This window comes from Neisseria cinerea (genome assembly GCF_900475315.1).
GTDB lineage: Bacteria > Pseudomonadota > Gammaproteobacteria > Burkholderiales > Neisseriaceae > Neisseria > Neisseria cinerea.
Map to the genome: position 1 here is coordinate 1,764,801 of NZ_LS483369.1, position 12,311 is coordinate 1,777,111.

The 12,311-nt window shown below is 49.0% G+C and carries 8 protein-coding genes; 6 read left to right on the forward strand and 2 right to left on the reverse strand.

What is annotated here, in order from left to right; all coding sequences use genetic code 11:
* The first annotated feature begins 208 nt into the window (after positions 1–208).
* The 6 genes from DQM57_RS09120 (at position 209) to DQM57_RS09145 (ending at position 8,361) form a co-directional block, all read left to right on the forward strand.
* Positions 209–1,219 carry a quinone-dependent dihydroorotate dehydrogenase gene (locus DQM57_RS09120; protein WP_111727554.1) on the forward strand — a complete coding sequence of 337 codons (1,011 nt, stop codon included), beginning with the start codon at positions 209–211 and terminating at the stop codon, positions 1,217–1,219.
* Positions 1,220–1,410: 191 nt separating this feature from the next.
* Positions 1,411–1,692: a hypothetical protein gene (locus DQM57_RS09125; RefSeq protein ID WP_111727555.1), complete on the forward strand. Its 282-nt coding sequence runs from the start codon at positions 1,411–1,413 to the stop codon at positions 1,690–1,692.
* A gap of 78 nt (positions 1,693–1,770) precedes the next feature.
* On the forward strand, positions 1,771–2,229 hold the full coding sequence (locus tag DQM57_RS09130) for a DUF2247 family protein (RefSeq protein WP_111727740.1): 459 nt from the start codon (positions 1,771–1,773) through the stop codon (positions 2,227–2,229).
* A gap of 102 nt (positions 2,230–2,331) precedes the next feature.
* Positions 2,332–5,124 (forward strand): DNA polymerase I, encoded by a 2,793-nt coding sequence (gene polA, locus DQM57_RS09135; RefSeq protein ID WP_111727556.1) that lies wholly within the window; start codon positions 2,332–2,334, stop codon positions 5,122–5,124.
* A gap of 45 nt (positions 5,125–5,169) precedes the next feature.
* Positions 5,170–7,161, forward strand: coding sequence for a tetratricopeptide repeat protein (locus DQM57_RS09140; protein WP_111727557.1), 1,992 nt, complete (start codon positions 5,170–5,172; stop codon positions 7,159–7,161).
* Positions 7,162–7,515: 354 nt separating this feature from the next.
* Positions 7,516–8,361, forward strand: a complete 846-nt coding sequence (locus DQM57_RS09145) for a mechanosensitive ion channel family protein (protein ID WP_111727558.1) — start codon at positions 7,516–7,518, stop codon at positions 8,359–8,361.
* Between the two features lie 316 nt (positions 8,362–8,677).
* On the opposite strand, the gene DQM57_RS09150 is transcribed toward DQM57_RS09145, so the two are convergent.
* Together DQM57_RS09150 and DQM57_RS09155 are read right to left on the reverse strand one after the other, a co-directional pair.
* Positions 8,678–11,095, reverse strand: a complete 2,418-nt coding sequence (locus DQM57_RS09150) for a TonB-dependent hemoglobin/transferrin/lactoferrin family receptor (RefSeq protein WP_111727559.1) — start codon at positions 11,093–11,095, stop codon at positions 8,678–8,680.
* A 55-nt stretch (positions 11,096–11,150) separates the two neighbouring features.
* Positions 11,151–12,143 carry a Slam-dependent surface lipoprotein gene (locus DQM57_RS09155; protein ID WP_111727560.1) on the reverse strand — a complete coding sequence of 331 codons (993 nt, stop codon included), beginning with the start codon at positions 12,141–12,143 and terminating at the stop codon, positions 11,151–11,153.
* Positions 12,144–12,311: the final 168 nt, after the last annotated feature.

A 12,311-nucleotide genomic window follows, 5' to 3' on the forward strand; every position in this document is an offset into this window, starting at 1 on the left:
GCGGCAGGTTGTTTAAGGGAAATAAATCGGTGGTATTGTACCGACTTTTAATAGAGTTTTCTATCTAATGCCTATTATATCAATATTTGCGGATTTGTACATTTTTGGGTGGTGCCGGTTTTAACGTTCAAATTTGATATGTATGCCGTGTCCGGCATGTGATTTCGGTTAAAATGGCAACATTTCCATCTGGAGCAGGAAGCCCGTTATGTATTCATTTGCCCGCCGTATTCTATTTGCGCTTGATGCCGAAAAGGCACACCATTTCACACTCAATGCCCTCAACACGGTTTATAAGCTCGGTCTGATTCCGGTAACCGACAACAAGGCTACCAAATCTGTCAGGCTGATGGGCATGGATTTGCCCAACCCTGTCGGACTTGCCGCAGGGCTCGATAAAAACGGCGAATACATAGATGCTTTGGCCGCGCTCGGCTTCGGTTTCATCGAAATCGGTACGGTAACGCCCAAACCGCAGCCCGGTAACCCGCAGCCGCGCCTCTTTCGTGTTCCCGAACGCCAAGGCATCATTAACCGCATGGGTTTCAACAACCACGGTATCGACATCATGATACGCAACATCGAAAAAAGTAAATTCAGTGGCGTATTGGGCATCAACATCGGCAAAAACGCCGTAACACCTATCGAAAACGCTGCCGATGATTATTTAATCTGCCTCGAAAAAGCCTACGCACACGCAAGTTACATTACCGTCAATATTTCATCGCCCAACACTAAAAACCTCCGCGCGCTGCAAGGTGGCGACGAGTTGAGCGCATTGCTTGAGGCTTTGAAAAACAAACAGGCACAGCTTGCCTCTGCACACGGGAAATATGTTCCGCTCGCCGTCAAAATCGCCCCCGATTTGGATGAAGCACAAATCGAAGACATCGCCCACGTTGTCAAATCCGTTGAAATGGATGGCATCATCGCTACCAATACCACCATCGACAAATCAAGCCTAGGCAGCCATCCGCTTGCAGGCGAGCAGGGCGGTCTAAGCGGTCTGCCCGTTTATGAAAAAAGCAACCAAGTGCTGAAAACATTGGCGGAACACATAGACGGCAAACTGCCCATTATCGGCGTAGGCGGTATTATGGACGGTGGGGACGCAGCAGAGAAAATCCGCTTGGGCGCAACTGCCGTCCAGGTGTACAGCGGATTGATATACAAAGGTCCGGCATTGGTCAAAGAATGTTTGAAGGCTTTGGCGCGATGATGCGTCCCGCTCAAAATGCCATCTGAAAGCACGTTTTGCCGTTCAGACGGCATTTTCATTTCCTTTTTCCGCCTGCCGCCCTTTGAAAATCCCTTATTCAAATGATAAAAAGAGCTCGGGCGTTTGCTTGGAGGAAGGCAGGTAATCCAATTTGAAGGACGCGGAAGCCGATACGTTAAAAAGGATGAAAAATGGAAAACGGGCAACGGAATAAACGGTTTCCCTTGGAAAAACGAATTTTTTATCTGGAGCATTCGGGGCGGTATCTGATGATTTGCGCCTTATCGGATTATTCCCAAAACAAACATACTGTCGTTATGGCAAATTTCATCTATCCGGATGAAAAAACGGATTGGCGGAATTTGGATGATTTATTCAATGAGTTGGTTTTAGAGGAATTGCAGGCTTCATTTATGGATTGGTATCCGACTGTTGAAGAGGCAATCAACCGTCATTTGGAAGACTTTTCGTAACAGGCGTCAATCGAAAGGGGCGTAATGATGGGGCAGGCAAACCGACGCGTGAACACGAAGCAGGCAACCGGGGAAAAAATGAACCTTGATTTAACCGCTCAAAAAGTCAGCTTTTCATGGAAGGATATTCTGTGGGGGTATGAGAATAAATACTTGGGTTGGGCTGATGTAGTAGCTTATGCCCGAAAAATGACGCTTTCAGATCATGATGAACGCGTGTTCAAGCTATCTTTAATCAACAAATCCAATATTCTTGAATTAAAACCTGTTCTGGAAGATTTGGCTTCGGAAATGAGTGGTTATTCCCCTAAAAATTGGCTGTACGTCCTCTTAAGCGATGTATTCCATAGAAAAGAAGAATTTGAGGATCCTTTGGGGGAAGTTGAAAAAATTTATGCAGATTTCGATTATCCGGAAGAAATAGAATCATTTGTCAGATATATGCCGCCTAAAGACGGTTATGTTCCTTCTGCCCACAGCTATGAAGAAAATATTGTCCGGCTGTATCTCAATTGGGCAAAATATTTGGGCAGATAAGGCAGGCTAGATTCAAATGCCGTCTGAAATGGGCTTTCAGACGGCATTTTGATTATCCCTTATAATTAGGTCATTTTTATTTTCTCATCAGCAGATACTATCATGGCAACCATTCACACCCTTCTCCTCGTCGACGGCTCTTCTTATCTCTACCGCGCTTATCACGCGATGGCGCAGTTGTCCGCGCCTGACGGTGCGCCGACGGGTGCGCTTTACGGCGTATTGAACATGTTGCGCCGGCTGCGGGCGGATTATGTGCATGATTATTGCGCGGTGGTGTTTGATGCGAAGGGCAAGAATTTCCGCCACGAGATGTTCCCCGACTACAAGGCGACGCGCCCGCCGATGCCGGACGATTTGCGCCCGCAGGCGGAAGCCTTGCCGGATTTGGTGCGGCTGATGGGCTGGCCGGTGCTGGTGATTCCGCAAGTCGAAGCGGACGACGTCATCGGCACTTTGGCTAAGATGGCCGGCGAAGCAGGTTGGAATGTGGTGGTGTCCACCGGCGATAAGGATATGGCGCAGTTGGTGAACGAGCGCGTGACGCTGGTGAACACGATGAGCGGCGAAACGCTGGACATTGAAGGCGTGAAGGAGAAATTCGGCGTGCGCCCCGACCAAATCCGCGATTATCTCGCGCTGATGGGCGACAAGGTGGATAACGTGCCGGGCGTGGAGAAGTGCGGCCCGAAAACGGCGGTGAAGTGGCTGGAAGCCTACGGCTCGCTGGCTGGTGTGATGGAACACGCTGCGGAAATCAAGGGCAAGGTCGGCGAAAACCTGCAAGCCGCGCTGCCCCAACTGCCGCTTTCGTATGATTTGGTGACGATTAAAACCGATGTGGACTTGCACACCGAGCTTTCAGACGGCCTCGAAAGCCTGCGCCGCACTTCTCCGAAATGGTCGCAGCTTGCGGTCGATTTCAAACGCTGGGGCTTCCGCACTTGGCTGAAAGAAGCGGAAAGCCGTATGCACGAAGCGGCGGACGGCGATTTGTTCGGCAGCGATACGATAGGCGAACAGGCGGCGTTGGACATGGAAACGTCGTCTGAAAGGCTACCTGAAAAAGCCGTTGCCCCCGAAAAGCTGGATTATCAAACCGTTACCACCGAAGCGCAGTTTGTCGCCTTGTTGGACAAACTGTCGCGGGCGGACGCCATCGGCATCGATACGGAAACCACGTCCCTAGACGCGATGAACGCCGCGCTGGTCGGCATCAGCATCGCGTTCCAAGCAGGCGAAGCGGTTTACATCCCCGTAGGGCACAGCCTGACTGCCGCGCCCGAACAGCTTGATTTGCAATACGTATTAGGTCGTCTGAAACCGTATTTGGAAAACCCCGCCCTGAAGAAAATCGGGCAAAACCTCAAATACGACCAACACGTTTTCGCCAACTACGGCATCGCCCTGAACGGCATTGCCGGCGACGCCATGCTCGCTTCCTACATCATCGAAAGCCATCTCGGACACGGCTTGGACGAATTGTCCGAACGCTGGCTGGGCTTGGAAACCATTACCTACGAATCGTTGTGCGGTAAAGGCGCGAAGCAAATCGGTTTTGCCGATGTCGCCATCGGGCAGGCGACCGAATACGCCGCCCAAGACGCCGATTTCGCCCTGCGCCTCGAAGCGCACCTGCGCGCGCAAATGGATGCCAAACAGCTTGAAATGTATGAAAAAATGGAGCTGCCCGTCGCGCAAGTATTGTTTGAAATGGAACGCAACGGCGTACAAATCGACCGAGCCGAACTCGCCCGCCAAAGCGCAGAACTCGGCGCCGAGCTGATGAAGCTCGAACAAGAAGCCTACGCCGCCGCAGGCCAGCCGTTCAACCTCAACTCGCCCAAACAGCTGCAAGAAATCCTGTTCGACAAAATGGGCATCCCCACCAAAGGCCTGAAAAAAACCGCCAAAGGCGGCATTTCCACCAACGAAGCCGTGCTCGAACAGCTCGCGCCCGACTACCCCCTGCCCAAAATCATCCTGCAAAACCGCAGCCTGGCGAAACTCAAATCCACCTACACCGACAAACTGCCCGAAATGATTTCCCCCAAAGACGGCCGCGTGCATACCACCTACGCCCAAGCCGTCGCCATCACAGGCCGCCTCGCCAGCAACAACCCCAACCTGCAAAACATCCCCATCCGCACCGCCGAAGGCCGCCGTGTGCGCCGCGCCTTCACCGCACCGCAAGGCAGCGTCATCGTTTCCGCCGACTATTCCCAAATCGAGCTGCGCATCATGGCGCACCTCTCCGGCGACAAAACCCTCATCGCCGCGTTCCAAAACGGCGAAGACGTACACCGCCGCACCGCCGCCGAAGTATTCGGTATCGCCCCTGAAAACGTCTCGTCCGAACAACGCCGCTACGCCAAAACCATCAACTTCGGCCTCATTTACGGCATGGGCCAATACGGCCTCGCCAAGTCATTGGGCATCGACAACATCTCCGCCAAAAACTTTATCGACCGCTACTTCGCCCGCTACCCCGGCGTCGCCGAATATATGCAGCGCACCAAAGAACAAGCCGCCGCCCAAGGTTTCGTCGAAACCCTGTTCGGCCGCCGCCTCTACCTGCCCGACATCCGCAACAAAAACGCCAACGCCCGCGCCGGAGCAGAACGCGCCGCCATCAACGCCCCCATGCAAGGCACCGCCTCCGACCTCATCAAACGCGCCATGATAGACGTGTCCCGCTGGCTGGTTTCAGACGACCTGAAAAGCAAACTGATTATGCAGGTGCATGACGAACTGGTGCTGGAAGTCCCCGAAGCCGAACTGGATTCGGTCAAAGAAAAACTGCCGCAGATTATGGCGAAAGTGGACGAAGGGATGTTGAAAGTACCGCTGGTGGCGGAGGTTGGCGTGGGTATGAATTGGGAAGAGGCGCATTGAGATGTTATGGCGTTTAACAGATTGTTTTGGGAAAGGGATAAAGTAATGAATGTTCAAGATTTAATTAAGGAAGGTTTAGCGTTATTCAATAACAAAAAATTTGACGAAGCGATTGAAAAGCTGAATCAGGCTTTAGATGGAATTGAAGATAAGGATAGCCAAATTGAGGAGCAAAACGATATTCAGTTTTTGCTAGGATGCTGTTATTTCGAACAGGCGAGGAAATCCAAAGGAGAGATTGCGATTAAGTTGTTCGATCAGGCAGTTGAACACTACCAACAACAATTGCGGCTTGCCGAACAGCTGGAAGACAAGCAAAAAATCCTTCAAGAACAAATATGTGCCCAATGTTTGTTAGGCCGTTGCTATTTAGAGCAGGCAATGAAAGCTGAAGGCAAGGAGTCGGAACAGTTATTTGGACAGGCAGTTGAACACTACCAACAACAATTGAGTCTTTCCGAACAGCTGGCAGACAAGCAAAACAGCCTTCAACAACAAATCTATGCCCAATCTTGGCTTGGCCTCTGCTATTTAGAGCAGGCGATGAAAGCCAAAGGCAAGGGCAAGGAGTCGGAACAGTTATTTGGACGGGCAGTTGAGCATTTCCAACAGCAATTGAGCCTTGCCGAACAGCTGGAAGATAAACAAAACAGCCTTCAACAGCAAATCAATGCCCAATCTTGGCTTGGTCGTTGTGATTTCGAACAAGCAATTGCTATTAAAGATAGTAAAGATAATTCCAAAATTTTGTTAAAAAGAGCTACTGGACACTTTTTGTATGTTTTGGAACAACTGAAACAATTAGATGATGAACTGAAAAAGAAAAAAATCCAAAGGAAAATTTATCGGTATTTAAAGGAAATTTATTTTCTTAGAGAAATATGGACGCTTTACTTTAAGTGGAAAAAGCAAGAAATACAGGAAAATTTATTTGAAAACCGAGAGGGTAATTTAACCGATGCTATCTCAACTATTCTGGCGGTTTTAAATATTCCGCCTTTCGAATCGGATAAGATTCCTTTTGCCCATTACACTTCGCCTTCAGTATGCGAAAGATTATTCGGCATTGTCAGCGATCAAACTAATGATAAAGCCAATGATCAAACCGATGATCAAACCGATGATAAAGACCCTGTTGACAGTAACAAAGTCAGTCCGATGAGAATCGGTAGCTCCACTTATATGAATGACCCGACTGAAGGAGAAGGGCTGTTGGAGTTGCTGAACCTGCAGGATTTGGAATTGGAAAACAAGGCAGATTGCCCCGCCTATAATGCTTTCTTTACCTGTTTCTCCAGCCGCGTAAACGATTTGAATCAGTTCCGTTTGTATGGCAAAGAAAACGGCGTGGAAGCATCGGGCTGCTGCTTGGTATTTAATAAAAGTGGGGATTGGTTGAAAGAGCCTGATGTTTCTGCTTCGTTCAAAAGTTTTACAAATAAACAGAATGAAGGTTTCAACGAACCAATAGAGGCAGATGTAACGGGTTCGAAAGATGAAAACCTGCCGCTTTATCAGGTAGCTTATATCGCTTATTACGATGAATATATTGCTAAGGAAAAATGTGGGAAATGGTTGTTGAATAAGAATAATCAAAGTTTTGGTATCCGATTAAAGCCTGTAGGAAAAAATCCAAGTTTGTATCAATTGCGTATCGACAAGCTTGAAGAAGCGTTGATAGAGTTAATGGAAAAATCCAATAATATCAGCGATGAAGACAAAAAAGCTTTGGAGTATATCCGCTATCTGTTTAAAGATTTTGCTTTCCGCGACGAGGAAGAGTTCCGCCTGCTGAAAATCGAACAAATCGGTTCTAAAGAAATTAAATATTGTCAGAATACAAAATCCGTCTATCTGCCTTATGCCGATATACGCGATATTGTGGATGAAGTGATTTTGGGGACGAATTACGAAAAGAGCGGAAAAGAGCGCAAGGCGGAAGTGTTTCAGCACTTAATGCGGAAATATTATCCAAACGTTAAAGTTTCCCGCTCGTCACTGCCGATTAATGCCAATCCGCCGATTAAGAAGGATTAGCCAGCAGTAGGTCGGATACTTGTATCCGACAAAAGCCTGCCATCTCAAAAGCCGTCGGATTCGATAATCCGACCTACTGAAACTGGGTATCGGGTGTAGGGTGTGTGCGGCACGCACGCATGCGGTGTTTGAAACCCAAAAACCCATCCAAGGTCGTCTGAAAAACCTGTTACAGAGTTTTTCAGACGACCTTTATTCTTCCTGCCGACAGGCTACAATCACGGGCGCAGTTTCCTTCATGGGTTCAGTACGACCTAGGTATGCGGTTTTAAGGTCGTCTGAAATATAGACAGGCTTGCCGCAAACCGAATAATATCCGAATTTCCAATCATCCTTTAACCAGAAATAAAAATCATGAATTTCAATCTTGAAAACCTCTCTTCATTCTCAGGCTGGGAAAGCCTTATTGAAACCGGCATGGCATTCGGTACCAACCTCGTTGCCGCGCTGGTGATTTTCTTTGTCGGCAGATGGATAGCCTCCCGCCTCGTTATTTTGATGAAAGCCGCGCTGACCCGCGCCAAAGTAGATAGGACGCTCGTCAGCTTTCTGGGCAACGTAGCCAATATCGGCCTATTAATCCTGATTATTATTGCCGCGTTGGGCAAGTTGGGCATTCCGACCACGTCGGTTACCGCATTAATCGGCGGCGCGGGCTTGGCGGTAGCTTTGTCGCTGAAAGACCAACTGTCGAACTTTGCCGCCGGTGCGCTGATTATCCTGTTCCGTCCGTTTAAGGTTGGTGATTTCATCAAAGTCAACGGTTTCGAAGGTACCGTGAGCGAAATCAAAATGGTGCAGACCGCTCTGAGTACGCCGGACAATGAAGAGGTCATCCTGCCCAACAGTATTGTCATGAGCAACAGCATCATCAACCGTTCCTCTAATCCGCTGTGCCGCGTACACGTGGTAGTGGGTGTAGATTATGCTTGTGATTTGAAGGAGGCTAAGGCAGCTGTTTTGAGGGCCGCCACCGAGCATCCTTTATATGTGCAGACACCAGGCAGGGAAGCGGCAGTACACATTACTAATTTGGCCGACAGCGCCATCGAAATCACACTTTGGGCGTGGACGAACGAAGCCGATTTGGGCGCGTTCCGCTTCGGTTTGAACGAACAAGTGGTTGAAAACCTGCGTGCAGCACAAATCAATATCCCCTTCCCACAGCGCGATGTACGCATTATTACGCCGAAAGACTGAGTTTAATACGGGTAAGCTGAATTAAAACCTTATTACGTATCCGGTATGCCCGTTAATCGGTAAAAAATGCCGTCTGAAACCTAAATTATCGGGTTTCAGACGGCATTTTGTTTTTAAAATCCTATCTGATTGGGAAATGCCGGACTGATTTCAGCAAAATATTACCCGACTCCCGCAAATTTCAACGGATTGTATGAAATGCCGTTTAAATTGGAAGGAAGGGAGCATTCGCCAACCAAATCTGATTTATCAAGTTTCCCATAGGCTCTCATTTGCCGGACGTTGCCTGCAAGGGGAGGTAACCTTTGGCATCATATTAGAATTTTGCTTCTAAAGTCAGATTGTAACTTCTGCCTGGAGAAGTAAAACGTTGTATACCGGCATGGGTTTTGTTGTCGACGCGGTTAACTGTACCGAATTCTCGGATGCTGCGCAGCGATTCCCAAGTGTAGTACTGCTTGTTGGTAATGTTGTACGCGGCAGCGCGGAGCGTAACCTGTTTGCCGATGTTGAGGTAGGCGGCAAGGTCGAAAAGTGTATAGGCTTTGCTGTGCTTGGCAAACGGCCACGGGTTGTTCAAATCATCGCTGCTGTGGACGGTGTCAGACGGTTTTTTAGCTGCGGTGTGTGTCAGGTACGCATTGAGGCCCCAGCGTTTGGAAGGAGCGTCGTAGCCCAGATTGTAAACGGCAGACCACGGAGAAAGGGCATTAATAGGGGTTTCTTGTCCGTTGTTCTGCTTGGCCTTGCCTTTGATGTAGCTGACGTTGACACCAGCGTGCGTGCCTTGCGGCAAACCGATGCTGTCGAGATTCCATGTGCCGTTAAATTCCAAACCTTTCACCCATGCCGAGGAGCGGTTTTGGTTTTGCCAGACGGGCGAGCTGACCAATGCAGTACCGTCGGAAATTGGAGCGTAGTTGGGGCTGTTGGGATTATCGGAAGATACGCCCATGTAGGTCAGTTCGATAAAATTACGGTAGCGGGTTTGGAAACCGGAGAATTTAAAGTTTCCTGCTTTGCCGCTGCCGGCAAGTCCCAGCTCAAAGTTTTTGGCGGTTTCTGCCTTCAGGTTGGGGTTGGCTTTAAGGTAGAAGTCAGGATGCGGGAACAAGAGCCAGGTTTCATCCGAAGTCGGCGCGCGGAAGCCTGTACTGTATTTCGCCAGAAGATTCAGACGCGGCGTGAATTTCCAGTCTAGTCCTAAGCCGTAGCTGAAACCGCTGTGTGTACGGGAGCTGCCAAGATGGGGAAGTTGGCTGCGAATAGCGGTGGAGTAGTTAGGGTTGTCCTTGGCTTTGCTGCTACTCCTATCGTAACGAACCCCGGCATTGAGGCGGTATTGGCTGCTGTCGCCGAATTGGAAGGTGTTGTTCCAGTAGGCAAAACGGTTTTTAGACGAGCTTTCGACCAGCATAGTCAATTCTTGGTTGTTGGACGTTTGATATTTCGGGTCGTATAGGCGTACCCAATAGCTATGATCTCTATTGCCGTTGTCGTTTTGGGAACCACCCAATCCGTATTGCATTGCCCATACTAATTTGGAAAAGTCGATTTGTTTTTCGGCATCGGCACCGAATTGGGTATTTTTTTGACGGATGTTGCGGAACATATGGTACACGTCGCTGTTCACACCGCTGCGATTATAATCCGTCGGCAAATCCCAGGTCCAAGTGCTCATGTCGATGGTTTGACGGTCGTAACGCAGGTTGAGGCTGTCCCATGGTCCTTTTTCAAGTTGGTTTTTATATTCAAAACCGATGCGTTTGCGGTAGGAAATATCTTGACGGGAACGGGTATCGCCCAATGCCTCGCCTTTCCAGTTTGCCGCCCACATATTAGATAATTCGGTCGTCGTGCGGTCGGTGCGTGAATCTTCGTAAATCCAGCCGATACGGTTTTGATCGTTGAAGTTGTAACCCAGCTTGAACAGGGTGCTTATGTTTTCCCAATTTTGAGGGTCAGGTTTGCTGCGCGCTATGCCGCGGCTGCCGTAGTTGGTACTGCCGGCATTCGGACTCCAGCTTTGTTTGTTGTCGGTGATGATGGTATCGGCAGCGTCGCTGTTGTTTTTGGTTTCTTTACCGAAACGGCGGGTATAAACCATCAATGCATCCAGACCCAGCCAAGTTCCTGCGGCGGTTATGCTGCTGAATTTCTGGCTGTTGCGTCCGATATAGCCGCCTTTAATGCCCAAATGGTAGGGCTTTTCTTCGGAAACATAGTCGCTTGCAGATTTGGTTTTATAGTTGACGGCACCGCCCAATGCACCGCTGCCGGATTTGAGCGAGTCCGCACCTTTGGTGAGGGTTACTTCCGAGAAATTTTCAGGTTCGGAAGTGTTGCGGTTTGCATTGAAGTTGCCGTATGCACCGAACAACTCTTGGAATGCTTCAGACGACCTGCTTTCTGCTTGTGCCAGTCCGTCCACATTGATGGCGACGCGGTCTTTGTCGACACCGCGTATGGTAAAACCGTTGGAACCGGAGCGCCCGCCTTCGACGACGCTGATGCCCGGATCGTAGCGCACCAAGTCGCTTTCGTCGGATACCATCTGTTTGTCCAATGCCTGACGGTGGATTTTCTCTTCGCCGAGTTTCTGGACTTTGCGGCCGCCGATGACTTTGATTTCATTCAAGCTTTGATGTGCTTGTGGTGCGGGGTCGGCAGCGAAGGCAGGGAAAGTTTGGCTGATAATGGCTGCCAGCAGTACGGGTTTGAAGGGGAAGGACATTTTTTGCCTCTTAAGATGTACTGATTATCGGTTTATCGGGATGATTGACGTGCGGTTACTTGCTGACAGGTGTCAAACTTGTATCCGTCGTATTGCGGTCGTCATCATTCTTCACGCCGCCGAATACGGTATCCAACGATTTATCGGCATCGAAGGTTACTTTGCCGCCTATGTTGACTTCTGTTTTATCGCCGTCAAATTGACCGAAGAATTTTCCTTCGACTTTTCCGTTTTTACCGTCTGATTCGGCAGTGCCTGAGAAATCAACGCCGTTGATGCCTACATCTTTCATTACGACGTCCGGACCGTAATCCGCATTACCCAAAATCGTGCCGCCAAGTTTGTTGGTGTTGAAATTGGCTGTCAGCAGTGAAAGCTTGGGAGCGGTCTTTTCAGACGACTTATAGGGGTTTTTGGGCTCGTAGGTAGAGGTAACGAAATTGCCGTTGCGTACGCGTACTGCCCAAACTTCGTATGTAGTCTTGCCTTTTGCCACAGTACTGTCAGACGGAGTGTAATAAGACGGTTTCGCCGTTCCGACGGGTTTGCCGCCGACAAACAGGTCTGCCGTGCCGTCTGCATTTATCCATGCGCCGAATTTGAGGTGGTCCTGTTTGGTTGCTGGGGCATCAGTAAATTGTCCGGAACTGCTGCAGCAGACAAACAGCTTGCCGCCTTCGGATAAAGGCTGACCTTCGTGGCGGGTACGGACTACATAGGATGGGCTTGAGTAGGAAGGGATAATCGGGTCGGAATATGAGCTGATGTTGTAATAGTTGCCGGAAGGGGTTTGGTAGACATATTGTTTATCGGTATAGCTGCCCCATGATGTTTTCACTTCGAGTTCTGCTTCATGCAAGCTGCCGCCTTTTCCGGAAAGGGTGTTGATGGTTTTTATTGCACTGCTTTCATCGCTCAACTTGATATTAGCGATGGGCTGCGCCGTTGGTATGGAAACAGGAACTTTCGGCTCGGATGCACCTCCTCCTGCACAGGCAGTCAGAATCAGAGAGGTGGCCGCAGAAATTGCGGATATGTTGATTTTCATAACAAATCTCACTTATTTAGTATTAATGTTTTATGAAATAATGATAAGTATTACTAATATTATTGAGATATTGTGTAATAATTATGCAGTTTTGGCAATATCTTTACGGGTTTTGAAAGGGAATATTAGGAAGTAGGTTACTTGATGATTTGGTGTTGGAACTTTACT

What these genes read in the sequence shown, in the direction of transcription:
- DQM57_RS09120 (WP_111727554.1), top strand. Translation starts at nt 209, where the DNA reads ATGTATTCATTTGCCCGCCGTATTCTATTTGCGCTTGATGCCGAAAAG.
- DQM57_RS09125 (WP_111727555.1), top strand. Translation starts at nt 1,411, where the DNA reads ATGGAAAACGGGCAACGGAATAAACGGTTTCCCTTGGAAAAACGAATT.
- DQM57_RS09130 (WP_111727740.1), top strand. Translation starts at nt 1,771, where the DNA reads ATGAACCTTGATTTAACCGCTCAAAAAGTCAGCTTTTCATGGAAGGAT.
- polA (WP_111727556.1), top strand. Translation starts at nt 2,332, where the DNA reads ATGGCAACCATTCACACCCTTCTCCTCGTCGACGGCTCTTCTTATCTC.
- DQM57_RS09140 (WP_111727557.1), top strand. Translation starts at nt 5,170, where the DNA reads ATGAATGTTCAAGATTTAATTAAGGAAGGTTTAGCGTTATTCAATAAC.
- DQM57_RS09145 (WP_111727558.1), top strand. Translation starts at nt 7,516, where the DNA reads ATGAATTTCAATCTTGAAAACCTCTCTTCATTCTCAGGCTGGGAAAGC.
- DQM57_RS09150 (WP_111727559.1), bottom strand. Translation starts at nt 11,095, where the DNA reads ATGTCCTTCCCCTTCAAACCCGTACTGCTGGCAGCCATTATCAGCCAA.
- DQM57_RS09155 (WP_111727560.1), bottom strand. Translation starts at nt 12,143, where the DNA reads ATGAAAATCAACATATCCGCAATTTCTGCGGCCACCTCTCTGATTCTG.